This is a genomic window from Nitrospina gracilis 3/211, from assembly GCF_000341545.2.
GTDB lineage: Bacteria > Nitrospinota > Nitrospinia > Nitrospinales > Nitrospinaceae > Nitrospina > Nitrospina gracilis.
Window position 1 is genome coordinate 679,734 of sequence record NZ_HG422173.1, and the last position, 23,294, is coordinate 703,027.

Consider the following 23,294-nt stretch of genomic DNA (forward strand, 5'->3'; position numbering starts at 1 on the left):
GTTTTGGAGCGCCCTCCTTTGGGAATAAACCTTAAAAGGCAAACCCACCCAGCCCGTCACTCTGTGAGTGCCCCCTTGGTAAGGGGAGGGATATATAATGGCATCCATGCCCACACCGCCTCCACACCGGCCCTTCTACACGCGCACGAAGTTTTTCGTTTACCTGTTCGTCGCGTTGATCGTCTATGCCTACGGCTGGCGGGTGACGGAGATCCATCCCACCTCCCTGATTAAAGATTTCCATCTGGTCAAACCGCTGGTCACCGCCCTCCTGCAACCCGAACTCATCACTTTCGAGACCGAACGCCAGACCACGGAAGCCGGCTTCTTTCTGCAGAAAGCCACCGCCGGGGAATCCGCCATCACCCCACCGGGCACACAAGATCCCGTTTTGAGACTCACGCGCACGCGCGGGCAGATCGGCGAAACGCTGACGGCGCGGGGGTTTCATCTCGCGCCCAACCGCACGGGCAAGCTGTACTGGGTGAACGCCATCGAGCAGGAGTACCCGCTGGGCGAGGTGACGACCGACGGCCGGGGCGGGTTTGAAAAACAGATCACCGTGCCGACGACGGCGCGCGGCGACGAACAATACGTGCGCGTGGTGCTGACCTGGGAGACGGGGGAGTGGCACGTGAGCGAGACGTTGACACTCACGGCGGACAAAATCGTCGAGACGCTGTTCCTCGGATTGATGGCGACGACGTTCGCCGTCCTGTTCGCCGCGCCGTTGAGCTTCTTAGGCGCGCGCAACCTGATGACGCGCCGCGCAACGGGCACCGCTGTTTATTACCTGGTGCGCACGGGATTCAACGTGCTCCGCGCCATCGAACCGCTCATCATGGCCATCCTGTTTGCCGTGTGGGTGGGGATCGGTCCGTTTGCCGGGGTGCTGGCTTTGGCCGTGCACTCGACCGCCGCCTTGGGCAAGTTGTTCTCGGAGCAGATCGAGAGCATCGACCCGGGTCCGGTGGAGGCCATCACGGCCACGGGGGCACGTCCGTTGCAGGTGGTGTTGTACGGCGTCCTGCCGCAGGTTCTGCCGCAGTTTCTGGCGCTGGGGTTTTACCGCTGGGACATCAACGTACGCATGTCCACGATCATCGGTTTCGTCGGTGGCGGGGGGATCGGGTTCCTGTTACAGCAGTGGATCAATTTGCTTCAATACAACCAGGCGGGGACGGCGTTGCTGGCGATTGCGGTGGTGGTGATCGCCCTCGATGTGGTGAGCGCGAAAGTGCGGGAGAGGATCACGCTGGCGTCGTGACCCCCTCCCTGCCTGCCTGAAGTCACCAGAGCGGTTGCGGTTTCGGTAGCTGGAGGGGCCGCTCGGTCTGCCGGGGAGCCTCGGATTTCTGGATCAGCTCCCCCTTGCCCGGAACGTTCTTTTTCATCTCCTGCGGTGCGGGTTCCGGGATTTTCGTTTGCGACTGCATTTTCGGTTTGTGCTGGGCGGTGGTTTGCGGCACCGCGCGCTGCAGCTTGGTCAACACCGCAGGCGATGCGGGCGCGAGGCGGTTGAGGTTGCGCATGAATATGGCGCTCGACCTCGGCACCTGGTTCATGCCGCCGTAGAACATGATCTGCCGTGAGGACAAATGCGTGTGATAGTACTGCTGGGTGTAGGTTTCGTTCGGCTGGAACAGGGCGCCCTTCACCGACACCCCGGCGAACGCGCCTTTGCTGCGCGAGTACGAATACACCTCGCCCTGGAAGCCGATGTCCGTGCCCGCCTCGGCGTAACGGCCGACGGGTCCCACCGACACCGCGAGGTCGCCGCCCAGCGTGAATTTGTTGTCCAAAAGTGCGTTGACGCCGCGTTCGCTCATCACCAGCAGGACCAGGTCCACCGCCTGCGCGCCGAACTGGAAGCCGAAGCTGCCGCCATAGGTGCTGATGAAGGCCGGCGGACCCCAGCGGCCGGTTTTGGCGTCGCGCACCGCCACCACGCCGGTGCCGTAGCGCGCGCCGACAAAGAAGCCGCCTTTCACCATGGTGGGCATGATGACGATGGCTTTTGCCTTCGCCATCAGATTGGACGGGATTCCTTCGTCCGGAGCCGATATAATCTCTTCCAGCACAAACTGAGAATCCTGCAGGACCTGCTGTTGTGCGGAGAGTCCGGCCTGCGCCCCGGTGACCAGCAGGCCCGACAGGGTGACGACCGCCGTTAAAACGGCAACAAGGGATTTCATGGTGCGGTCTCCAAAATGAAACAGAATGATGAACGACCCGGCCCAGCCGGGGCGTTGCCCGAAAATACCAAGAAATTACTTTAGATTTTATGATTTAAGTGAATTTATTATATTTTATAAACGACAAAAAATCAATAATTTAATGATTATTATGAATCTCAAAAAAGTTCCTGTTCGATGAGGCTCCGGACCTGAATCATGGCGTTTCCCCCCATGCGTGACTATTTCAACCGCGAGGGCGTGCTGTCCACGCGGTTTCCCGGCTTCGAGTTCCGCTCCCAGCAGTTGGAGATGGCCGAGGCTGTGGAGTCGGCTCTGTCCGGCAGCGGCCACCTGCTGGTGGAGGCGGGCACCGGCACCGGCAAGAGCCTCGCCTACCTCGTGCCCGCTATCCAGTGGGCGGTGGCCAACGAAAAACGCGTCGTCATCTCCACTTACACCAAGACCCTGCAGGAACAGATCCTGAACCACGACATCCCCATCCTGCAGGAACAGCTCGGTCTCCAGTTCCGCTATGCCCTGTGCCTGGGCAACGAGAATTACCTGTCGCTTCGCAGAATGAAACGTGCCGGACAGGCGGGGCTGTTCAACAACGTGGACGAGGAGGAACAACTGACCAACATCTTCGGCTGGGCACGCCAGACGAAGACCGGATTCAAAAGCGACCTGCCGTTCGAGCCGTCGGCCGCGGTTTGGGAGGAAGTGGGGCGGCAGAAGGATTTGTGTCTCGGCAAAAACTGCGAGACCTACGATTCGTGCTTCTACTTCAAGGAGCGGCGACGCTGGTTCGGCGCGCACCTGCTCATCGTCAACCACCACCTGTTCTTCGCCAATGTCGCCAACAACGGCGCCGTCCTGCCGCGCTTCGACGCGGTGATTTTCGACGAGGCGCAGAACCTGGAAGAGGCGGCGACGTCGTTTCTCGGCCTCGAGATGTCGAACTCGGGCCTCATTTATTTTCTCGACCGGTTTTACAATCCACGCACCAAGCGCGGCTCGCTGACGCGCATCCGCGACGAGTTGACGCTGGAGATCAAACAGCAGGTGGCGCGGGTGCGGGTGGCGGTGGAGGGATTCTTCACCAACGTGCTCGACCAGTACGGGCGCAGTGACCGCACGCTCCGCTTCTACCAGCCGCCGGCGATCAACAACAGCATCTACATTCCGTTACAGAATCTGTACGAAGCGGTGAAGTCACTGGCCTCGCGCCTCGACAACGAGGAGGAATACCTGGAGATGCACGCGGCGGCGGTGCGTTTCTTCGAAGTGAACAACTCCCTCTCCGCCCTGCTGAACCAGAACATGAAAGAATATGTGTACTGGCTGGAGGTGGTGAACAAGAAACGTTTCGTGCGCGCCACGTTGCGCGGCGTGCCGATCCACATCGACGGCGAACTGCGCGAGCAGGTGTTCGGCAAGACCGACCGCATCGTCATGACTTCGGCGACGCTCACCACCAACCGCACCTTCGATTACGTGAAGGAGCGTTTGGGATGCGATCCCGGCGACGAACGCATTCTCGACTCGCCCTTCGACTACGCCTCGCAGGCGTTGTTGTATCTGCCGAAGGATCTGCCCGACCCCGGCGGCGACACCGACAAGTACGTGCAGGCCATCGCCGCGAGGTGCATGGAACTGATCCACGCCACCGGCGGCAAGACGTTCGTGCTGTTCACCAGCTACGATACGCTGAACCGCGTGCACCGCATTCTCGATCCGCAATTGCAGAAATACCAACTGCTCAAGCAGGGGGAACTCTCGCCGACACGCATGATCCAGCGTTTTAAGGAAACGCCGTCGGTGATCTTCGGCACCAGCTCGTTCTGGCAGGGCGTGGACATACCGGGCGACGCGCTGTCCAGCGTCATCATCACCAAACTTCCGTTCGACGTACCGACCGAACCGCTGGTGGAAGCACGCATCGAAGATTTGAAGAAACGGTCGATCAATCCCTTTCGCCATTACCAGATTCCGCGCGCCATCATTCAGTTGCGTCAGGGGTTCGGGCGGCTGATCCGCAAGGCCACCGACCGCGGCGTGGTGAGCATACTCGATGCGCGCATGAGCAGTCGCGGTTACGGCAAGCAGTTCCTCGCCTCCCTGCCGCCGTGCCGCACCACCGGCCAGGTCGAAGACGTGGCGCGTTTTCTCGCACAAAGTCCGGCGCTCAAGAGCGATCCGGTCGACCTTTCGGAAAATATTTAAACGGGAATTGAAATCAAGGGAGCGCGCGCAGCGGGGTCAGGAGGCCTGCGCTTTTTCTTCTTTGGGTTCACTGCCGGAACCGGCGAGTTTCTTGAACCATTTGGACTCGCGCATCGGCTCGAGGAAGGGATCCTTGGTGAGCATGAGCGACGACGGCAGGACGCCGTTGGCCTTGCACTTCTCCAGCCATTCGCGGCACCCCGACTCGTTGTTGAGTTGCGCCATGAGCCGCGCCATGTTGTAGGTGGCGGAACCCGGTTGCACGTCTTCGGCGCGCTGCAGGTGGCCTTTGGCCTCCGCCAGCAGGGGATGCGCATTGATGCCGCGCTTGTTGCGGGCCTGCTCCATGAGGATGGCGGCCATGACGTTGCGGGCGGGTGCGGACTGATCGTGCTCTTCGAGCACGGTCTGCACGTGGTTGAGCCCTTCTTCCAGCGCGGCCGCGGCCTTGTCCGCATCCATGTTTCGCGCCTTGTTCAGCAGGCAGTGAGCCAGCCCCACCAGTGCGTCCGGATGGTCCGACTGTAATTTTAAAGCGGCCTGAAGTTTCTCCTCCGCCTCCTCGAACACCCACGCATCCGGATCGACGCGCTTGAGTCCCATCTCCAGCAAAGCCTGGCCCCAGATCAGGGTTCCCTGGAAATGGCCCGGTTTGATTTCCAGTGCGGCCTTGCATTTTTCCATGGCGTCCCGCAGGTCGCGTTCGGCATCCGTCGCATCCTTCAGTTGCGACTTGTGCAGGAGAACCGTTCCCACCTGCGCCATGGCATCGGCGTTCTTCGGTTGCAGTTTGAGCACCGCCTGGAAATAATCGATGGCGCGGTCGTACAGCTTGTCTGCATCCGCAGTTTTTCTGGATTGGGCAAGCTCGACGTGGATGCGCCCCAGCCGCAGGTAGGCATCCACGTTTTGCGGATTCAGTTTGACCGCGGTCTGGAATTTCTCGGAAGCGAGCTGATAGAACTTTGCCGAGTCGTTGCCGTCCCTGCGCTGGGCCATATGAAACAACGCCAGCCCCCAGCGGAAATGCACACGGGGCAAATCGGGCTTCAGCCGCGCCGTGGTTTTGTACTGGTCCAGCGCCAGTTCGAAAAAGTCGTTGGCCTTGATGTCGTTCCGTGAAGAGGCGCGTTCGAACAGCGCGTCCGCCCAGCCGAAGTGGGCTTCCGGCATCTCCGGCTTCACCTGGCAGGCGTACTGGAATTTTTCGCAGGCCAGGGCCAGCATGCGGTCGGCTTCCTCCCCCTTCTTCGAGCGGGAGAACACCAGCAGGGAGTGACCCATCGGCAACAACGCATCCAGCCGGTTGGGCTGGTACTTGAGTCCGATTTTCAGTTTCTCCGCGGCCTGCCCGTAGAGACGCAATGCCTCCGAACCCTTTTTCTTTCGCGCCTGAGCGTAAAGCGCCAGACCGCAACCGAAAGCCGCTTCCACATTTTCCGGATCCAGTTCGAGCAGGGTCTGGTATTGCTCGATGGCTTCGCCGAACTTCTCGTCGGCTTCGCCGTTGCCCGATTGCGCGGCCAGGTCCACCAGCGCGTTACCGAGTTGCAGGCGCGCAGGCAGAAAATCCGGATTGAGGTCGAGGGTCTGCTTGAACTTGTCCGCCGCCTGGCCAAGCAGGGATTTGGATTCCTCTCCCGGGACCTGATGCCCCTGCTGCGCAAGCAGCTTGCCCAGTTTGAACACGATCTCCGATCCATCCGGTTGCAGGTTCAGGGCCTGTTCGTAGTATTCGCGGGCCTTGGCCCGCATTGCGGTGGCGTTCTCACCTCCGGATTGGGCTTTGTAATACGCGTCGTCCCCCTCCTTGAGGTAAGCCCAGATAAGGAGGTCGCCCAACTGCTGGTTGGGGGTTTTATCGTACTGCGCCCGTTGCGAAATGATTTCCTGCGCGGACCCTTTTACCAGTCCCGCCTGCGCCGCCTGCAGGGCGCTCAACAGGGCAGGCTCGTTAAGCACGTCCATGTCCAGCTCGCCTTCCACCAGGTCGCCCCATTCCCCGCCCTCATAATCCTTGATCGCCAGCTTGATCTGTTGCAGGGCGATGTCCACAACGTGCATCTCCTCGACCATACCCGGCGCCGGGAAGTAGGCGATCTTGCGCAGGACGTCACCCAGATGGCTGAACGGGTAGGCGATCAACTCCGGCACTTCCACCTGCAACTCCTGCATCATGAGAATCAGAAACGCATCCGCATCCTTGGCATTGGTGTATTCCACTTCCTTGCCCTTGGTGAGGATTTTTTCGTGAACGGAGCGGGAGGGCGAAATGTTTTTGGGGAGCACCCAGAGCAGGCCGTTTTTGAACTGCTCCACTTTCGTGAGTTGCTGGAAGACGGGATCCTCGTCCCGGTCGTCGTAACCCACGACAAACCACGGGCCGAACTCGTTGGCGGCGGCGTAAACGGGAGCGAGATCGCCGGGGGTCTCACCGGGAATCTGCCCGTTCAGATGAAAAATGGCTGTACCCGCCACCTTCGCCGCGTCCAGAACGGTTGTGGCCGAGCAGTCGTAAACCGCAGGGAACACGTTCACCAGCGAGCACGCCCGCTGCAGAAGAGGATGCGGGCTGGTGGTGAGGACACGCCGGATGTACCCGTCCCGCATCAGAAGGGCGATGCAGATGTACGCCCAGTTGATGCTGGCTTCCTCCAGCATGACGTTACGCAAATTCAGTTTCTGGCTGGGCGAAAGCCGGGCGAGGCATTCTTCCTGGCTTTTACCTTCTCCCTGCACGGCATCGGGAAACCGTTCCTGAATCAGTTTCACCACCGCATCGCCTCTGGGAATGCCGGATCGTAAGGTGCAACCTTCACCAATGAGCAGGGTACCGCCCCGCTCGTCGCCTTCCCCCCGTTTGAGCTGGGGGACGTATTCCTTGATGGCCTGGTAAAGATTCATGTGATCCGAAACGAACGGTTATTTCAATTGCAATCCCTGACCCTGAGTCCGGCTTTGCGGTTTAAACCGGCTGTAAGCCACATACCCCGCAAACACCACCGAACCGATGGCCGTCACAACAATAAAAATCTCAAGCAGGTTGACCACCGCCATGGCGAACAGAAAATATATGAAATCGCGGTTGGCGATCTGGTCCACCAGGCTTTCAGCCTCTTCCGCCGGCGCGTCCGACGACCCGGTGGTGCGCTGGCTAAAGATGTCCGACTGCAACAACAGAAAGCAGGTCAGCGACCCCGCCACCGCGACCACGCCCAAGTAACTGTAAGCGGCATTGCCCGTCATCCGGTACAACCCCAGGCCGATGCCCAGAAACACCGCGAAGTGAACCACGTTGTCGGCGACGATGTCCAGCATGCCGCCAAAGGGCGATTGCTGAAAACGCAACCGTGCGATCTCTCCATCCGTGCTGTCCAGCCACGCCGACAGCATCAGCAACAAGGCGCCGGTCAACTGGTTGCCGTATCCGCCGAGATAAAAATACCAGCCGGAGACCAGGCCCAGCACCAGATGCGCCCAGGTGATCTGGTTCGGCGTCAACGGTGTCCGGATGAACAGCCGGGTCAGGTGACGCGACATATGCCGCGTGACCAGACGGTCCATCGGACTGTCATTGCTCATGCCGCCCAGCTTCAACAGTTGTTCATGCAGGCGGTGGAAATCGTCTTTTGTCTGTACCCAGCGGTTGTGGTCCCCCGCCACCAGCCGCACGGTATCAAGATTCTGGGGTCCCGGCACGCGGCCGATCTTCCTCGTCTCCGCCAAGCTGAACTCGTTCAGGCACGTCGCCAGCGCCTCCGGGGCGGTGTCCTTTGGAACTTCGTACACCTGGGTGCGGGCCAGCAGATCGGTATCGCTGGGCTCCTTCAACACTCCAGCCAAATCCGTATGCCAGTGCAGGGCGGAACCGTTCACCACCAGCCGACAGGCATTCTCGTTCAAGCGGGCGGCCAGCCGCGCAGGATCCGATTCCCACTCGACCGGAATCCGCAGGCGGGGGTCTTCCGTGAGCGGGATCATGCGCCCCTTCTGACCTCCCAGAAGGCCTCGGTGGTACACCGTCACCGATTGCACACCGGCTTTCTGCAAGTGCAACAGGTTCAGCAGTAAAAATGGAACACCGACGATTTTGCGCGCATACCAGCCGGAAAGCTCAGCCGTATCGGGAGGGTCGGTTAAAAACAAAACCGCTGTATTATCAAGCTCATGAGAACCCGTATCGGGGGATTCCTTGGTTGAAAATTCCACGCAGCCCAGAACCATCCAAATGGTCGTTTCAGTCGAAAAATCGTCGGGAAAACTGGTTCAAGCATAGCAAGAAGTATAGAAATTTCAAGAGGGTAACGCATAATTGCCCTATTTTTTGAGATTCGGTTCGTCTTCGGAAATGAATTCCAGTTGGTTAATAATAGTAAGTGTGGCCTGCATCATCCGGTCTGGAAACCCTCTCGATTTTGGAAAAGTTAGAAGTTCCTATATTGATTAAAAGGCTGAAATCGAAGTGGGCCGCCGGATCGCAAATATTGACCTTGGGACCGGAACGGGGTCCAATAGCGGTTCGTTCGGTCACTCTAACCAAAAGAGGAGAATTGTGGAGGCGATTTACGGGATTCTTTCGGCACTCAATTTCGTTCCCTTTGGGGCGGAACTCTGCCTGTTCGTCCTGCTCACCATTCCCGGTGTCCTGCTGATTCCAGGGGAACGCAGGTCGCCGGAAACCATCACCCGCGTCACCTTGTGGATGCTGAGCATGGCGGTGCTGCTGGTGGGGCTGGTGAAGCTGGGGTTGCAGATGGCGTTCGGGGAGGGCCTGCCTTTGTGGCTGCTGGTATCAAACACCGGGATCGCGGCGGTGGTGCTGGTGTTCAGTTTTTTCCGCACGGCACTGCAGGTGTTCCTCGCATTGTGCGTGGCGTTCGTCCTGCACCTGGTTTCGGTATCGGCGTTCACCCACGTCACCGTCACCCGCACCCTTGCGGCAACATACAAGGCAACGCCCTCTGCGCCGGGTCCGGGCGTGGAATACGGGCGTCACTACGTCGAACTGCACCTGAAAAACGCGCCGGGATATTTTTTCTATGTGTATTCGGAGCCGCTCACCCGCCACCTCGCCCATTCGGGTAAAATGGAAGTGCCGCTGGAGGTGCAACTGCGCTACCACTGGGGCCTGCTGGCGGGGCACTCGCTGCAAAAGGTGGATGGCCGCGAATGGAAAACCGAAGGGCAGGGCGGGTTCGGCGTACAGGGAACCTCGCCCACACCCTACCCGTTCGAAAAGACTTTTTATGGACTCGGCGATTGATTCTTCATTTACCGGATCGGGGGACGGCATGACGGAGCTGATCACCATTGCCCGCTACTCGATGCCTTACGAGGCGCACCTGGCGAAGGCGCGGCTGGAGGCGGAGGGCATTCCCGTGTTCATCGCCGACGAACACCTGCTCAGCATCAACTGGCTGTACACGCCGGCGGTGGGCGGCATCAAGGTGAAGGTGCCGGAAGACTGGGTGGACGCGGCGAAGGACATCCTCACCACCGACCACCAGGATGAAATCGCGGAGATCGATACCGAACCGCCGCTCACCTGCCCCCACTGCGGTGGACACAACGCAACCATGGTGCTGGGCGACCCGCTGATGCTCATTTTAACGTTCGTCCTTTTGGGCGCACCGTTGTTCTTCCTGCGTGAAACCATGAAATGCCGCGACTGCGGTGCGACCTTCAAACGGCCGAAAAGCGAAACGAAGGAAGAATCATGATGCCCCCTCATCCTAGCCTGTCACTCCGTGAGTGCTCCCAACAGGGGAGAAGGAATTTAAAGACTCCCTCTCCCTTGACGGGAGAGGGTTGGGGTGAGGGTGGCTTCCTCTGATTTTTTATGACTTTTCAAAAGCTCTCCTTGCAAAGGGGGAGCATGTTTTTCTAATTAATTCCTAATTCTGCATAGAGCATCGCTACAATTTCATCAAAAGCCGGATCGTGATTTGAAACACACCATCCCAATAATTCCTGAACATCTTTTGGTTTATTCAAAATAGGATACCGACCTCTTTCATTAAATTGAGAAAGTACCGACAAAACTCTTTTTTGGATATCACTCAAATTATCGTGCAGGTTTACTGCCTTTGCCAATTCTTCTAAATCATGTTTTTGTTACCATCAACCCCTTTAAACGATCCATTTTTGTATAATTCATTGCCTCGTGAGAGCCATATTGCTTTGTAAAGGCATTCCAAGGCAAATGCGCGAAGCATCAACTCAGGCTCAAGCGTGCTCATTAATATTTCGAAATTCTCATTCTTATTATCAGATTCAGGCAAAGTTAATTGAGCATTTTCAAATGCATCTCTTAGCACACGAGCGGATACAAGTAAGGCCTTGGAAGTTGAAATCCAAGATTCAGGAGAGTTTCCCCTCTCCTTATATGCATTATTAACTTTTTCCCAATTAAACGGCATATTTATTACCTTGGGCCTTTCTATAGATTTGTGGCCATTAAAAATATTTCTTTCAGCCAACAAATCACGTCGTGTATTCGGCGTTGATGCGGACGTAGTCGTAGGACAGATCGCAGGTGTAGGTCTCGGCCGACGCCTTGCCCATGCCGAGGCCGATGTCGATGCGCAGGTCCTTGGCTTTCATCTGCTTGTGGAGCGCGGTCACGGACAGTCCCGCCACCGGCGCGCCATTCTTCACCAGTGGCGTGCCGTTGAACGCGATGTCGATCTTCTCCGGTTTCACCGGCACCCCTGCGTAGCCGACGGCGGCGATGATGCGGCCCCAGTTCGGGTCCTCGCCGAACAGCGCCGTCTGAACCAGCTTGGAATCCGCCACGGCGCGGCTCACGGTGAGCGCGTGCTTTTCTGTTTTTGCACCTTTCACCGACACGGTCACGAACTTGGTCGCCCCTTCGCCGTCTTTCACGATGGCGAATGCCAGCGACTTGCACACCGCCGTCAACGCCTCGACGAAATCCCGAAACGCTTTCGTGCCCTTTTTGATCGAAGCGTTCCCCGCCTGCCCGTTTGCCAGGATCACCACCATGTCGTTGGTGCTGGTGTCTCCGTCCACGTTGATGCGGTTGAAGGTGTGTTCGTTCGCGACCTTGAGCGCGGCCTTGAGGTCCGCTTTGCCGATGTTCGCGTTGGTGGCGAGAAACGCCAGCATGGTCGCCATGTTGGGATGGATCATGCCCGATCCCTTGGCGATGCCGCCGACGGTGATGCCGTTGGACTCCACGCAGGCAGTCTTGATGACCAGGTCGGTGGTGAGGATCGCCTCCGCCGCGTCGTTCCATCCTTTGGGCGAAAGTGCACCCCCAAGTTGCGGCAGACCTTTCTTAACCGGGGCGAGCGGCAGCTTCACCCCGATAACGCCGGTGGACGCGACCAGCACCTCCTTATCGGTGACACCCAGTTGTTTTGCGGTGAGCGCCACCATGTCGCGGCAGGTCCGGTCTCCGTCCGTTCCGGTGCAGGCGTTGGCGTTGCCGCTGTTGGCGACAATGGCGCGCACGCTCTTTGCGCTTTGGATGTGTTGTTTCGTCACCGTGACCGTGGGGCTGACCACGCGGTTGGTGGTGAACAGTCCGGCGGCGGTGGCGGCAGTGTCGGAGACAATCAGGGCGAGGTCCGGCTTGCCGTTTTTCTTGATGCCGCAGGCCACCCCTCCGGCTTTGAAACCCGGCACCGACAAGGTCTTTTTCGTTTTCAGTTTCATCAGCGTGTCTTGGAAACAGGGTTATGAATATTTTGTGGCTTGACGCACGGGACCCACCGCTTCCCCTCCTTTTCAGGGAGGAAACTGAAGGAAGGTGATGAAGGACCCCACCTTCATCCTCCCCTTGTAAAGGGGAAGAAAATCAAAAAACGTTGCTACGGAAACACGGGCGGAGTGTCGAGTCCCACGGTTTCTTCGAGACCCAGCATCAGGTTCATGTTCTGCACCGCCTGGCTGGACGCGCCTTTCATCAGGTTGTCGATGGCGCTGGTGATGATGGCGCGACGGTTCCGCGTGTCCACCTGCACACCGATGTCGCAGAAGTTGGACCCGGCGACAAAATGCGTGTTGGCGAAACGACCCGGGGGCAGAACACGCACGAACGGTTCCTTTTCGTAGAACGCTTCGTAATGCTCGTGCAGGCGGTCGCGGTCGATTTCCTGCTTGAGGTTCACGTACACCGTGGACAACAGGCCGCGCGTCATGGGCATGAGGTGCGGCGAAAATGTGATGGTGATATCGCGCGCGGCGAGGCGGCTGATCTCCTGCTCGATCTCCGGGGCGTGGCGGTGCTCGGCGAGTCCGTATGCGGAGACGCCTTCATTCGCTTCGCAGAATTGCGTGGTCTGGCTCAACTTGCGGCCGGCACCGGAAACGCCGGACTTGCAGTCGGCGACGATGGAATCCGCATCGCCCCAGCCGGTCTGGATCAGCGGTGCGGCGGCGAGGATGACGCCCGTCGGGTAACACCCCGGATTGGCGACCAGCCGGGCGGAGCCGATGGAAGACCGGTGCAACTCGGGCAGGCCGTACACCGATTCTTTCAGCAATTCGGGATTCTGGTGTTCCGTTTTGTACCACTCGCCGTACACCTGACTGTCGTGCAGGCGGTAATCGGCGCTCAGGTCCACAATGCGGCACCCGCCCTGCAACAGTTCCGGCACGTGCGCCATCGACGCGGTGTGCGGCAGGGCGAGGAACAGGATGTCGCAGTCCTGGCCGATAGAGGCATCGAGTGGCACCAGCGTGTGGTCGAGATAACCGGCGAGCGAAGGCGCAACTTCGGCGATGTTCCTGCCGACGTGGGATTCGGCGGTCAGGGACACGATGCGCACACTGGGGTGGCGCACCAGCAGGCGAAGCAGTTCGATGCCGGTGTACCCCGTGGCCCCTGCGATGCTGACTCGGTTCATAACGGGATCACAAAAAAAATGGAAGGTTCGGGGACCGAACCTTCCACATGATAATTCAGGAAACGTGCGGAAAGAAAGTCCGCAAAAGTGTTTTTAGCGCTTGGAGAACTGAAAACGTTTGCGGGCGCCACGACGGCCGTATTTTTTACGCTCGACCTCGCGGGGGTCGCGGGTGAGGAATCCGGCTTTTTTGAGGGGGAGGCGCAGTTCGGGATCGGATCCCAGCAGCGCTTTCGAAACCGCAAGCCGCAGCGCACCGGCCTGGCCTGACAAACCGCCGCCCAGAACCGTCGCCCGGATGTCGAAATTGCCGAGCGTCTCGGTGAGAACCAGCGGCTGGCGCACGATCATTTCCGCCGTTGGCCGGCCGAAGTAGGCGTCGAGATTCTTGTTGTTGACCGTGATCTGGCCTTCACCCGGCGTGATCCACACTTTGGCGATGGATTCTTTTCGTCGTCCGGTTGCGTAATATCGATCTTCCATTCAAAAAACTCCCAATCGCTCTAAAGCGTCACCGCTTCCGGTTTCTGGCCTTCATGCGGATGATTGTCGTTGTCGTAAATCCGGTAATTGTTTTTCAGGGTCCGTCCCAGCCGGTTCTTTGGAAGCATGCCGTTGATGGCGTTCTTCAGCAATTCCTTCGGCTGTTTGTCCATCACCTGCCGTGCCGTTGCCGACTTGATGCCGCCGGGCCAACCGGTGTGATGGTAATAAATCTTGTCTTCCCATTTGCGGCCGGTGAGTTTCACCTTGGCGGCGTTGATGACGATGACGTTGTCGCCGGTGTCCACATGGGGGGTGAAAATGGGTTTGGTTTTACCTCGGACGATGGCCGCCACTTTGCTGGCCACGCGGCCGAGCGGCTGGTCCGCGGCATCCACCACGACCCACTTTTTTTCCACATCGCTTTGTTTCGCGGAAAACGTTTTCATTTCAATAACCTGGAGATTTCAACTGGATATGTAAACGGGTTATACTAGATAACTCCGGTCCCGGTGTCAACAGGAAAGCGAAAGGTTTTGAAAAATAATCGCTTCCGGGCCCGATCCGGGCTTCCCTTTGGAAACGGTTTGCGGTATTTTAGCGTTTCCTTCAGACTGGCTGGAAATCGGCGTTGCCGGTGGAGAACCCAAAGTTTACCATTTTTTCCCGATCATGCAGAACTCAAATCTAAAAAATTTACAACCCGAAGCCACAAACCCCGAAGCCCCTGCGCAGGTCGAAAACGACCGCGCCCGGCTGGACACGGCCATCGCCCGTTCGTGCCAACACCATTTCTCAACGCAATATCCGGAGGGGTACTGGGTGGAGGAGCTGGAATCGAACGTCACCATCACCGCCGAATACGTGTTCCTCATGCACTTCCTCGGGCTGGACCAGCCGGAGAGAAAGGAACGCATCAAAAACTACCTGCTGGCGCAACAGCAGGAACACGGCGGCTGGACGCTGTACTACGGCGGGCCACCGGACATCGGCACCACGGTGGAAGCCTACGTCGCGCTCAAGATGTGCGGCCTTCCTTTGGATGCGCCCGAAATGGCGAAAGCGCGGCAGTGCATCTTCAGCCTGGGCGGTGTGAGGAAGGCGCGGGTGTTCACCAAAATCTTCCTCGCCATGCTGGGGCAGATCGACTGGAAATGGACGCCCGCCACGCCGGTGGAAGCGGTGCTGTTGCCGACGTGGTTTTACTTCAACATCTACGAGATGTCGAGCTGGTCGCGCGGCACGGTGGTGCCGCTTTCCGTCGTGTGCTCGATGAAACCGGTGTGGCCCCTGCCCACCGAACAAAGCGTCCCGGAAATCTTTACCGGGGCCGACCGCGACATGGGGGTGAAGAACCGCAACCCGGGGCTCAACTGGTCGTCGGCGTTCATGCTGGCCGACCGCGTGCTGAAACTGCTGGGCAAATCTTCGTGGAAACCATTCCGCAAAATAGCAATGCGCCGAGCGGAGAAATGGATCCTCAAACATCAGGAACCGGAAGGCGACTTCAGCGGCATCCAGCCTGCCATGTTCAATTCGGTCCTCGCGCTGAACCTGATGGGCTACCCGATGGACCATCCGGCGATCGTAAAAGGAATGGAGAGCATCGACCGCTTCTTCATCCGGCAGGGCGACCAGGAATGGATGCAGGCCTGCGTCTCGCCTTTGTGGGACACGGCGATCTCCTGCAACGCCCTGATGGACGCGGGCGTGCCCGGGGACGATCCGCGCATCGTCAAAGCGATCGAATGGATGATGAAAAAGCAGGTGACGCGCGGAGGCGACTGGCAGATCAAAAATCCGCACACGCCACCGGGCGGCTGGGCATTCGAGTTTTACAACGAAGCCTACCCGGATACCGACGACACCGCCGAGATTCTGATGTCGATTCACCGCACCGCCATCTCCGACACCGAGTGGAAAGAACGCGAGTTCCAGCGCGCCCTCACCTGGCTGATGAGCATGCAAAGCAGTAACGGGGGCTGGGGCGCGTTCGACCGCGACAACGATCACGAACTGTTCAATGAAATTCCGTTTGCCGACCACGGTGCCATGCTGGACCCGCCCACGGTGGATGTGACCGGGCGCATTTTGTGGATGCTGGGGCGCATCGGTCACGACCCGAAGGACCCGCGGGTCGAGCACGCGCTCACCTTCATCCGCGACAGCCAGGAGCGGGAAGGGTGCTGGTTCGGCCGCTGGGGCGTGAATTACATCTACGGCACGTGGCTGGTGCTGATGGGCCTGAGCTCCATCGGCGAGGACATGCAATCCTCGATGGTGCGCCGGGCGGTGGACTGGTTGAATTCACGGCAGAATGCAGACGGCGGCTGGGGCGAGACCTGCTACAGCTACTCCGACTACGAGTATGCCGGCAAAGGCGACAGCACCAAGTCGCAGACCGCGTGGGCTCTCATGGCACTGGTGGAAGCGGGAGAAGCGCAAAGCGAGGTGGTGCGGCGCGGTGTGAATTACCTCATCACCACGCAACAGGATGACGGGTCGTGGTACGAGGACGAGTTCACCGGCACCGGCTTTCCGGAACACTTCTACATCCGCTACCACATGTACCGGCAGTTTTTTCCGTTGATGGCGCTGGCGCGCTACCGTCATGTGCTCGATCACGGCACCGTACCGCCCCGCACTGCACCGAATACGGGCTGAGGCCGGGACCACGGGCTGCTGCTTGGCGGGCCAACGATGGTCCCTGGGTCCATTTCAAAATCTCCTTCCTTTTCCGGCAGGCCCAACCCAGGCCATAGCAACCGGCTGTTGCTTTCAAGAGAAACAAAGCATCCAATTGTTTCAAAACAAAAAAACCACCCTGCCACTGGGACAGGGTGGTTTTGTTTTGCCCGGATAATCGGGGCGCCGCTCATCCGGGATGGAAATCCATTACCGAGGGCGAGTCAGTAATGGCGCAGAAGTTCTACCGCAAACCGGGTCCGGTTCAATTGTTCGGTGGCCGAGGCAATGACCTCGCCGCTGGCAATGTCCACCATGGACACATGCACGTCGATATTGGCGCCGATGTCACGGACCTTGCCGTTGATGATGGCCTGCGCTTTCAGTTCGTGGCCGATACGCTGAATCTCTTCCTTCGTGTAGCGCACAGAGGGTTTGAGTTCGAGCCGTTCCAGTGTGGACAGCACTTCCCCTTTCTGCGATACGCGGAAGAAGCGGCCGCGGGTGATGGCCTCCACCACGCGCGATGACATGTACTCGCCAAGGATCGGAACCTTGTTTTCATCGTCCACCAGGTCCAGCACCACCACCTTGTTGATTTCGTATTCCTGCACTCCCTGAGTGAGGTCGTGCACCAGATTTTCCGATTTCTTTTTGTAATACTCGGAATCGGTGTCGGGAGTGAAGACCGTTTCCCAGAACTGGGAGGGAGCCATCTTCACCTCACACGCCGACAGAAACACCAGGATGAGGACCATGCAAATGGCCTTCACGTGGATGGCGATGAAATCGAATCCCCAGTTTTTGATCCTCAAAACAGTTTTGTTCAATTGTTCGATGCCGTTCATGGCCGTACACCCCTCTCCTAGTTTGCTTGCTTAAATGACATCCAGATCCGCGTGCAGGGACCCCGCCGCCTTGATCGCCTGAAGTATCGAGATCAGGTCGCGCGGCGTCACACCGATGGCGTTGAGTCCGTTGACCACCTGGCCGAGGTCAATGCCTTCGGGCACGACTATCAGACGGTCTTCATCTTCCCCTACGGCAATCCGCGTTCTGGGAAGGATCACCGTTTTTCCTTCAGATAAAGGATCCGGCTGGGAAACAACGGGCTCTTCCGTGACCTGGACAAATAGATTTCCGTGGGCCACCGCCACTCTCGATATCTTTACGTTGTCGCCCATGACCACGGTACCGGTCCTCTCGTCTATAATCACCTTCGCGACGGAATCCGGCTGGACATCCAGCACCTCGATTTGTGTCACGAATTCGGCGACGTTGTTTTTGTAAAACTGGGGCACTTTGATATGAATGGTGCGCCCATCCAGGTTGGTCGCGAATTCGTCCTTCAAAACGGAGTTGATCTTTTTTGCAATGCGGTCGCCGGTGGTGAAGTCGGTTTGCTTGAGCGACAGGATGATGTTTTCCTTGGTATGGAACGTGTTGGGCAGTTCCCTTTCAACCATCCCGCCACCGGCAATCCTGCCGACATTCAAATGGTTCGCCTGCACTCCCTGCCCCTGGCCCTGCACGGCAAAGCCGCCAATGGAGACCGGACCCTGTGCCACGGCGTAAGTGACCGAGTCCGGGCCTTTCAAGGGAGTCATGAGCAAGGTCCCACCCTGGAGACTGCTGGAGTCACCGAGCGAGGAGACGGTGACATCAATGCGGTCACCTTGATGCGCGAAAGGCGGCAGTTCCGCTGTCACCATGACGGTGGCGGCATTTTTGAACTGCAACTGGTTGACGCGGTCCTCAGGAACCGTCACGCCCAGTTTCTGCAACATATTGACCATCGTCTGGATTGAGAAGAACACGTTGGTGGCGCGGTCACCGGTGTTGGCAAGGCCGATCACCAGTCCGAATCCGATCAATTGGTTTGCGCGCACTCCGTTCACATTCGCCAGTTCCTTGATGCGGATGGCGCTCGCGTTTTCCGTCAGCATGAAAAAGCACAACAGAAAGGCCGATACCTGAACCCACCTCAACTTACGAAACATTAATTTCTCTCCCATTTAATTCCGTGTCCGCTCATCAGAACGGCCAGATGTAAGCCAGGAAGCGTGATAACCAGCCTGGATTCTGTTCTTCCGAGACCACGCCTTTTCCTGAATAGGTGATAGACGCATTGGCGATGTTCTGGGACGAGATGGTGTTATCGAACCCGATGTCGACGCGGCGAATCAGACCTCCCAGAATCATGGTCTGGTCCTCGTCGTTCACCATCACGGTGCGGCGTCCTTCAATTTTAAAAATTCCGTTTGGCATAACCTCGGTGATGATCGCCGCCATGGTGCCGGTCATGGTGCCCGCGCGTGTGGTGGTGCCTTCTCCATCATGCGAACGGCTGACACTGGTGTTTAAATTTGGATTGAACGACTGCGTGCTGCCGAGAAAATTGGACACGCCCAGGTTCGTAGGCAGGCCCAGCACGCTCCCGGTTTCGATGTCTATGGTTGAATCGCGTGAAGTGGCTGTCGTGGCGGAGTTTGTTGAAGTGAAGTTTTCCTCCAATTCAATAGTCACCACATCTCCCAACTGCTTTGCCTTGGTGTCCGCAAACAACAGATTTTCGGATGTCTCCCCCGGCCAGAGCGAACCTTCCAACCGCTGGTACGGCTCCTCCTTGGTCTCAAAAATGGCATGCTTGAGGATTTCTTCCGCCGGGTCCGGTTTCTTTTCTTTATTTAACGCCGCACAGCCGCCCAGGCCCAATGCGGGAAGGACCAGAGCCAGCAAAAGGATTTGTTCAAATGGGGAACACGATTTCATATTCATTCAAAAATCCACTGTGACGGTTTTGGAATCCTTTACGGTTCCGTAAACCGTTTTCTGGGTTTGGAGGTTTTTCACCTTGACGATGGCATCCTGGAAACCGTTTTCTTCCACCAGTCCCGGGGCGGTGATACGCAGAGGTCCTTTTTCGGCAACCAGCAAAATTCGATCTCCACGTTTGACCACATGCACGCGCCGGATCATATAATTGGAAATCATGTCTCCCGATCCGAGATTGCTCACCACTTCCTGGCCGATCACATCATCGACATTTGTCATGACGTTATTCATGATGGGGTTGGTGGAAGCCACCTGGACCAGCTTCACATCGTCGCTGGAAATGACATCGCCCCGGCGCAGGGTTCTGGTTGCCTGAACCACATCGAACAAGACCTCCACGTTGGCCAACAGGGTGACGCGGTGCTTGATCACGTTATCGACGCGGAAGGTGAGATTGAAGGGAATCGTTCCCGTTCTGTTTTTATGTCCGGGAAGACGAAATTCAAAGTCCACCTCGCCCTCGGGCAGGCTCACATCCCCGCCTTTGTAAAAAACATCCATCTTCATTCGATCGGGAGCCCACGTTAACTGACGGGTTAGAAACTGGCGAGCCATCTGCTGAATGGCTTTTGCCTCGATCACCTGGGTGGAAGCCGCCCAGACCGGGAGGCTCCAAGTTCCCATAAGGAAAATCAGAAGGCCGGTTATGAGGAGCAGGTGGTTCTGGATTTTTTTATCGTTTGGTTATTCATCATGCCCCCTATCAGCGTTTCAAATTGCTCGCAATCTGAAGCATCTCATCTGCGGTTTGAACCGTCCGTGAGTTGACCTCGTAGGCTCTTTGTGCGGTGATCAGGTTTACCAGTTCCTCCACCACGCTCACATTGGACAATTCGAGGAATCCCTGCTTGATGGCGCCCCGGTTATCCAGTGCCGGAGTTCCGACGATGGGCGTTCCCGAAGATCCGGTCTGCAAAAACAGGTTGTCGCCCAAAGCCTGGAGACCGGCCGGGTTCTGAAAAGTGGCGATCTGAAGGTTACCGACAACCGAAGGCACCGGAGAGTTGGGCTGGGTGACCGAAACCACGCCGGAGGGATCGATGGAAATGTTCAATGCGTTCTGCGGGATGGTGACCGCCGGTTGCAGGAGCAGACCGTCCGACGTGACAATCTGTCCCGTCTGATTCAGTTTGAAAGTGCCAGCACGGGTGTACGCAATATTACCGGTCGGCGTTGTGATCTGGAAAAATCCATCACCTTCGATGGCGATGTCCAGCGGGTTCTGGGTCTGCGCAAAATCACCTTGTAGGAATATTTTCTGAACCGCGGCCGGTTTCACACCCAAACCCAGCTGGATACCTGTCGGTACCTGGTTACCGGTATTGGACAGGGTGCCCTGCAATTTCAATGTCTGGTACAACAGGTCCTGGAAATCCGCCCGGCTTCGTTTGAAGCCTGAAGTATTCACGTTGGCCAGGTTGTTGGAGATCACGCTCACGTTCAAATCCTGAGCATTCATACCTGTGGCGGCGGTGTATAACGATCGCATCATGGTCTTGTTCCTTTATCACTTGGGTTTCGGGACCCTGCTTGGCCCACTTTATTCCCTTGTCCTTATGCCAGACGGGCTATGCTGTTCACCGACTGCTGGTCGGCCTCATCTATGGATTGAATTATTTTTTGGTAAGCCTCGAACGTGCGAACGGTTTGAATCATTTTGGTCATTTCTTCAACCGCGCTGACATTGCTGTTTTCAATAAATCCCTGTTGAATGTTCGGATTTTCTACAGGAATGGGCAATTGATCCGGGTCACTCATGGAATAGAGGCTATCTCCTTCCTTTTTCAGGAGCTTCGGGTTTTCAAACTGGACCACTTTTAATTGGCCTATGTTCTGCACCTCCTGATTTATTCGGACCGAAATGGTTCCCACCTTGTCCACACTGATCACCTGGTTATCGAGTGGCAACAAAATGTTTGTTTCGCCAACGCCCTTCAGGACATTGCCGTCCTTATCCACCAGACGCCTTTGATCATCGACTTTGAAACTTCCGGTCCGTGTATAGCGGGGTCCATCCGGTGTCTCCACCACGAGGAATCCGTCCCCCTGCATTGCCAGATCAAAGGGATTGCCGGTGTTATTCAGGGTGCCCTGGCGTAGATCCGTGGTCTGTCCGGCCACGTCCACATAACTCACTCCGTGATTGGAAAGGTTCGTGGGAAGCAGGGAATTTCGGTTCGCTTCCATGCTTTGCGGAGCCATGAAGGGCGGCACGAGTTCTTTAAAGACCAGTGCATCCTTTTTGAAACCGGGCGTGTTCACGTTCGCCATGTTGTTGCTGATGACTTCGAGCTTTCGCTGTTGCTTCACCCCGGCAGAGGATGCTATATATAAACCTTCAAGCATTTTTGACTCCTTTGTTCCCGATGCAGGAATCTCAGCAATATCGGTGCCAAATAATAATTTATTGTTTTATTGGCACTAAGAAGCCCACAACGCCTTTCTTTCATTGAATTTATGAAACCACCGTCCCACCCGGGACAAGGTCATACGGCGTCGGGTTTTTGGCATAATTTTCCGGTCAGCCCGGTTGCCCTGTCAAATTTGCCGGGTTTGGAATTCTGAAAACAACGAACGGAGTTTTTAGTTCATTAAAGGAGGAGAAAACTCTTCATGGAACATATTAGCGTGGACAAGCTGCACGATTTGTTGCCCAACATGGGGCCCGACGATTTGATTCTGGACGTGCGAACCGAAGAAGAATTCGAAGAAGCTCATATTAAGGGAGCTCGCAACCAAAACCACGAGGATGTGGAAGATATTGCCGATGAACTGAAAAAATACAAGAACGTGTACGTTCATTGCAAAATGGGGGGACGGGCGCAAAAGGCAGCGGAGACTCTGGAAGGCGCGGGCCTCACCAATATTATCTGCGTCAGCCAGGGTGGCATGCAGCGTTGGATGGATATGGGTTGGGAAGCGGAGTGAATTGAGGACGTTTATTTAAAATTTGTCTGCTAGCAATTATTGGCTGATCAAAAAAACCGGGAATGGGGCGAACCCCATTCCCGGTTTGTATTTTTAGAATGCCCGTCGGTTAGTACTTCAGGGTATTCCATGCCGTAATGGCTTTCTGGCCATTGCGTTCCTTGTTGGAACCGTTCCAGATGGCGATGGCCATCGGCATGCTGTTGCCAGTGAATTGAGCGTCATTGGCATCGTCGGTTTTCAAAGCGCGTTTGAAAACCACCGCCCAGCGATCGTTCGACCAGTTGCCTTTACCATCCACGTCCTGATTGGCCTGCGTGGTCAGCGTGCTGAAACCCTCTGCGTTGAGGTCTTCAACCGGAGACCGCCGCATGGTTGCGTCGGAAAGGATGTTGTGGGTAGCCCGGCCCGGGTTGTAAACACCTTCGTTTTTACCCATGCCAAAGTCCACAAAGGTGGAGCGCGTAGCGATCTCACCAGCGCCGCCGGTGTGAACCCCACTTTTTCCGCGCTCGTCCTTGCTACCGGTCATATCCGGTTTCAAGGCACCTTTCAGCAACAGGTTTCCATCCGGCTCGTACATGTAGTAACCAGCGGAACCCATAGCCATGTTGGAATAGTGATCTTCCATGTCCTGCATGCCTTCGTTTCCGGCCCGGCCAGCGCCTTCTTTATCCCAGGTCGCTTTCCATTGCCAGATGTTGACACGCTCGCCTTCGGAACCCATGGTGAAAGGAGGCTCACTGCCTGCCTTTACCGGGAACATCAGCGCGGCCTGGTCCTTGTACTGCTGGGACCGGACCATGATGTCGTCGCGAACACCATCGCTCCACTGAAGGCGAACTGCGATTTCCTTGTCATTGCGTGCCGCCTTGACATTCACCCACTTCGTAGCCGGGTTCGGCCACATCGGGTTGGTGATCATCTGCGGGTCCATATCCACAACCACGTGCCGGCCCTTGGTCGGTCCGTAGTTGGACCAGAAAGGATCGGTCGGATCTACCGGAATGGCCCGCTTGCCGACATTCAGGGCTTCGATGGTTGCCGCAGAAGACACCATCGCACCACCCAGAACGAATGCGGCAATCAA

The 23,294-nt window shown here is 57.2% G+C and carries 22 protein-coding genes; 6 read left to right on the plus strand and 16 right to left on the minus strand.

Annotation, left to right across the window (positions count from 1 at the left end):
* The first annotated feature begins 97 nt into the window (after positions 1–97).
* A complete protein-coding gene (phnE, locus tag TX82_RS03115; protein ID WP_005006744.1) occupies positions 98–1,267 on the plus strand; it encodes a phosphonate ABC transporter, permease protein PhnE in 1,170 nt (389 codons plus the stop codon).
* A gap of 22 nt (positions 1,268–1,289) precedes the next feature.
* Here phnE and TX82_RS03120 read toward each other — a convergent pair whose 3' ends face one another.
* Positions 1,290–2,195, minus strand: a complete 906-nt coding sequence (locus tag TX82_RS03120; protein ID WP_005006746.1) for a lipid-binding SYLF domain-containing protein — start codon at positions 2,193–2,195, stop codon at positions 1,290–1,292.
* Positions 2,196–2,393: 198 nt separating this feature from the next.
* On the opposite strand from TX82_RS03120, the gene TX82_RS03125 reads away from it, so the two are divergent.
* Positions 2,394–4,400 (plus strand): ATP-dependent DNA helicase, encoded by a 2,007-nt coding sequence (locus tag TX82_RS03125; protein ID WP_005006749.1) that lies wholly within the window; start codon positions 2,394–2,396, stop codon positions 4,398–4,400.
* 36 nt (positions 4,401–4,436) lie between these two features.
* On the opposite strand, the gene TX82_RS03130 is transcribed toward TX82_RS03125, so the two are convergent.
* On the minus strand, positions 4,437–7,304 hold the full coding sequence (locus tag TX82_RS03130) for a tetratricopeptide repeat protein (RefSeq protein ID WP_005006751.1): 2,868 nt from the start codon (positions 7,302–7,304) through the stop codon (positions 4,437–4,439).
* Between the two features lie 18 nt (positions 7,305–7,322).
* Positions 7,323–8,609: a CDP-alcohol phosphatidyltransferase family protein gene (locus TX82_RS03135; RefSeq protein WP_187291900.1), complete on the minus strand. Its 1,287-nt coding sequence runs from the start codon at positions 8,607–8,609 to the stop codon at positions 7,323–7,325.
* Positions 8,610–8,952: 343 nt separating this feature from the next.
* Between TX82_RS03135 and TX82_RS16135 the strand changes: the two genes are divergently transcribed.
* Together TX82_RS16135 and TX82_RS16140 are read left to right on the plus strand one after the other, a co-directional pair.
* Positions 8,953–9,663, plus strand: coding sequence for a hypothetical protein (locus TX82_RS16135; RefSeq protein ID WP_005006757.1), 711 nt, complete (start codon positions 8,953–8,955; stop codon positions 9,661–9,663).
* A gap of 28 nt (positions 9,664–9,691) precedes the next feature.
* Complete coding sequence (locus TX82_RS16140; protein ID WP_005006758.1) at positions 9,692–10,120, plus strand: putative signal transducing protein; 429 nt, start codon at positions 9,692–9,694, stop codon at positions 10,118–10,120.
* A gap of 163 nt (positions 10,121–10,283) precedes the next feature.
* On the opposite strand, the gene TX82_RS15920 is transcribed toward TX82_RS16140, so the two are convergent.
* The 6 genes from TX82_RS15920 to rplM form a co-directional block, all read right to left on the minus strand.
* Positions 10,284–10,493, minus strand: a complete 210-nt coding sequence (locus TX82_RS15920; protein WP_144079067.1) for a hypothetical protein — start codon at positions 10,491–10,493, stop codon at positions 10,284–10,286.
* A 5-nt stretch (positions 10,494–10,498) separates the two neighbouring features.
* Positions 10,499–10,879 carry a hypothetical protein gene (locus TX82_RS03150; protein ID WP_144079068.1) on the minus strand — a complete coding sequence of 127 codons (381 nt, stop codon included), beginning with the start codon at positions 10,877–10,879 and terminating at the stop codon, positions 10,499–10,501.
* Positions 10,880–10,883: 4 nt separating this feature from the next.
* Positions 10,884–12,080 (minus strand): bifunctional glutamate N-acetyltransferase/amino-acid acetyltransferase ArgJ, encoded by a 1,197-nt coding sequence (argJ, locus tag TX82_RS03155; protein ID WP_005006761.1) that lies wholly within the window; start codon positions 12,078–12,080, stop codon positions 10,884–10,886.
* A 155-nt stretch (positions 12,081–12,235) separates the two neighbouring features.
* On the minus strand, positions 12,236–13,273 hold the full coding sequence (gene argC, locus TX82_RS03160) for an N-acetyl-gamma-glutamyl-phosphate reductase (RefSeq protein ID WP_005006762.1): 1,038 nt from the start codon (positions 13,271–13,273) through the stop codon (positions 12,236–12,238).
* A gap of 93 nt (positions 13,274–13,366) precedes the next feature.
* Positions 13,367–13,756: a 30S ribosomal protein S9 gene (gene rpsI / locus TX82_RS03165; protein ID WP_005006763.1), complete on the minus strand. Its 390-nt coding sequence runs from the start codon at positions 13,754–13,756 to the stop codon at positions 13,367–13,369.
* 20 nt (positions 13,757–13,776) lie between these two features.
* Entirely contained in the window at positions 13,777–14,205 is a 429-nt protein-coding gene (gene rplM, locus TX82_RS03170; RefSeq protein ID WP_005006764.1) for a 50S ribosomal protein L13, read from the minus strand.
* A 223-nt stretch (positions 14,206–14,428) separates the two neighbouring features.
* Between rplM and shc the strand changes: the two genes are divergently transcribed.
* Positions 14,429–16,420 carry a squalene--hopene cyclase gene (shc, locus tag TX82_RS03175; RefSeq protein ID WP_005006766.1) on the plus strand — a complete coding sequence of 664 codons (1,992 nt, stop codon included), beginning with the start codon at positions 14,429–14,431 and terminating at the stop codon, positions 16,418–16,420.
* 245 nt (positions 16,421–16,665) lie between these two features.
* Here shc and TX82_RS03180 read toward each other — a convergent pair whose 3' ends face one another.
* The 6 genes from TX82_RS03180 to flgF form a co-directional block, all read right to left on the minus strand.
* Positions 16,666–17,289, minus strand: coding sequence for a hypothetical protein (locus TX82_RS03180; protein ID WP_005006770.1), 624 nt, complete (start codon positions 17,287–17,289; stop codon positions 16,666–16,668).
* Between the two features lie 30 nt (positions 17,290–17,319).
* Positions 17,320–18,441: a flagellar basal body P-ring protein FlgI gene (locus TX82_RS03185; protein ID WP_005006771.1), complete on the minus strand. Its 1,122-nt coding sequence runs from the start codon at positions 18,439–18,441 to the stop codon at positions 17,320–17,322.
* A 34-nt stretch (positions 18,442–18,475) separates the two neighbouring features.
* Complete coding sequence (locus TX82_RS03190; RefSeq protein WP_005006773.1) at positions 18,476–19,219, minus strand: flagellar basal body L-ring protein FlgH; 744 nt, start codon at positions 19,217–19,219, stop codon at positions 18,476–18,478.
* On the minus strand, positions 19,220–19,900 hold the full coding sequence (flgA, locus tag TX82_RS03195) for a flagellar basal body P-ring formation chaperone FlgA (RefSeq protein WP_005006774.1): 681 nt from the start codon (positions 19,898–19,900) through the stop codon (positions 19,220–19,222).
* 79 nt (positions 19,901–19,979) lie between these two features.
* Entirely contained in the window at positions 19,980–20,768 is a 789-nt protein-coding gene (flgG, locus tag TX82_RS03200) for a flagellar basal-body rod protein FlgG (protein WP_005006775.1), read from the minus strand.
* A 62-nt stretch (positions 20,769–20,830) separates the two neighbouring features.
* Positions 20,831–21,622, minus strand: coding sequence for a flagellar basal-body rod protein FlgF (flgF, locus tag TX82_RS03205; RefSeq protein WP_005006777.1), 792 nt, complete (start codon positions 21,620–21,622; stop codon positions 20,831–20,833).
* A 267-nt stretch (positions 21,623–21,889) separates the two neighbouring features.
* Between flgF and TX82_RS03210 the strand changes: the two genes are divergently transcribed.
* A complete protein-coding gene (locus tag TX82_RS03210; RefSeq protein WP_005006779.1) occupies positions 21,890–22,204 on the plus strand; it encodes a rhodanese-like domain-containing protein in 315 nt (104 codons plus the stop codon).
* Between the two features lie 109 nt (positions 22,205–22,313).
* Here the strand turns inward: TX82_RS03210 and TX82_RS03215 are convergent.
* Positions 22,314–23,294, minus strand: a 981-nt coding sequence (locus tag TX82_RS03215) for an ethylbenzene dehydrogenase-related protein (RefSeq protein ID WP_144079069.1), incomplete at its 5' end; no start/stop codon positions are given.

Bases quoted from the DNA above. Each gene is read 5' to 3' on its own strand.
- phnE (WP_005006744.1), top strand. From the start codon at position 98: ATGGCATCCATGCCCACACCGCCTCCACACCGGCCCTTCTACACGCGC.
- TX82_RS03120 (WP_005006746.1), bottom strand. From the start codon at position 2,195: ATGAAATCCCTTGTTGCCGTTTTAACGGCGGTCGTCACCCTGTCGGGC.
- TX82_RS03125 (WP_005006749.1), top strand. From the start codon at position 2,394: ATGGCGTTTCCCCCCATGCGTGACTATTTCAACCGCGAGGGCGTGCTG.
- TX82_RS03130 (WP_005006751.1), bottom strand. From the start codon at position 7,304: ATGAATCTTTACCAGGCCATCAAGGAATACGTCCCCCAGCTCAAACGG.
- TX82_RS16140 (WP_005006758.1), top strand. From the start codon at position 9,692: ATGACGGAGCTGATCACCATTGCCCGCTACTCGATGCCTTACGAGGCG.
- argJ (WP_005006761.1), bottom strand. From the start codon at position 12,080: ATGAAACTGAAAACGAAAAAGACCTTGTCGGTGCCGGGTTTCAAAGCC.
- argC (WP_005006762.1), bottom strand. From the start codon at position 13,273: ATGAACCGAGTCAGCATCGCAGGGGCCACGGGGTACACCGGCATCGAA.
- rpsI (WP_005006763.1), bottom strand. From the start codon at position 13,756: ATGGAAGATCGATATTACGCAACCGGACGACGAAAAGAATCCATCGCC.
- rplM (WP_005006764.1), bottom strand. From the start codon at position 14,205: ATGAAAACGTTTTCCGCGAAACAAAGCGATGTGGAAAAAAAGTGGGTC.
- shc (WP_005006766.1), top strand. From the start codon at position 14,429: ATGCAGAACTCAAATCTAAAAAATTTACAACCCGAAGCCACAAACCCC.
- TX82_RS03180 (WP_005006770.1), bottom strand. From the start codon at position 17,289: ATGAACGGCATCGAACAATTGAACAAAACTGTTTTGAGGATCAAAAAC.
- TX82_RS03185 (WP_005006771.1), bottom strand. From the start codon at position 18,441: ATGTTTCGTAAGTTGAGGTGGGTTCAGGTATCGGCCTTTCTGTTGTGC.
- TX82_RS03190 (WP_005006773.1), bottom strand. From the start codon at position 19,219: ATGAATATGAAATCGTGTTCCCCATTTGAACAAATCCTTTTGCTGGCT.
- flgA (WP_005006774.1), bottom strand. From the start codon at position 19,900: ATGGGAACTTGGAGCCTCCCGGTCTGGGCGGCTTCCACCCAGGTGATC.
- flgG (WP_005006775.1), bottom strand. From the start codon at position 20,768: ATGATGCGATCGTTATACACCGCCGCCACAGGTATGAATGCTCAGGAT.
- flgF (WP_005006777.1), bottom strand. From the start codon at position 21,622: ATGCTTGAAGGTTTATATATAGCATCCTCTGCCGGGGTGAAGCAACAG.
- TX82_RS03210 (WP_005006779.1), top strand. From the start codon at position 21,890: ATGGAACATATTAGCGTGGACAAGCTGCACGATTTGTTGCCCAACATG.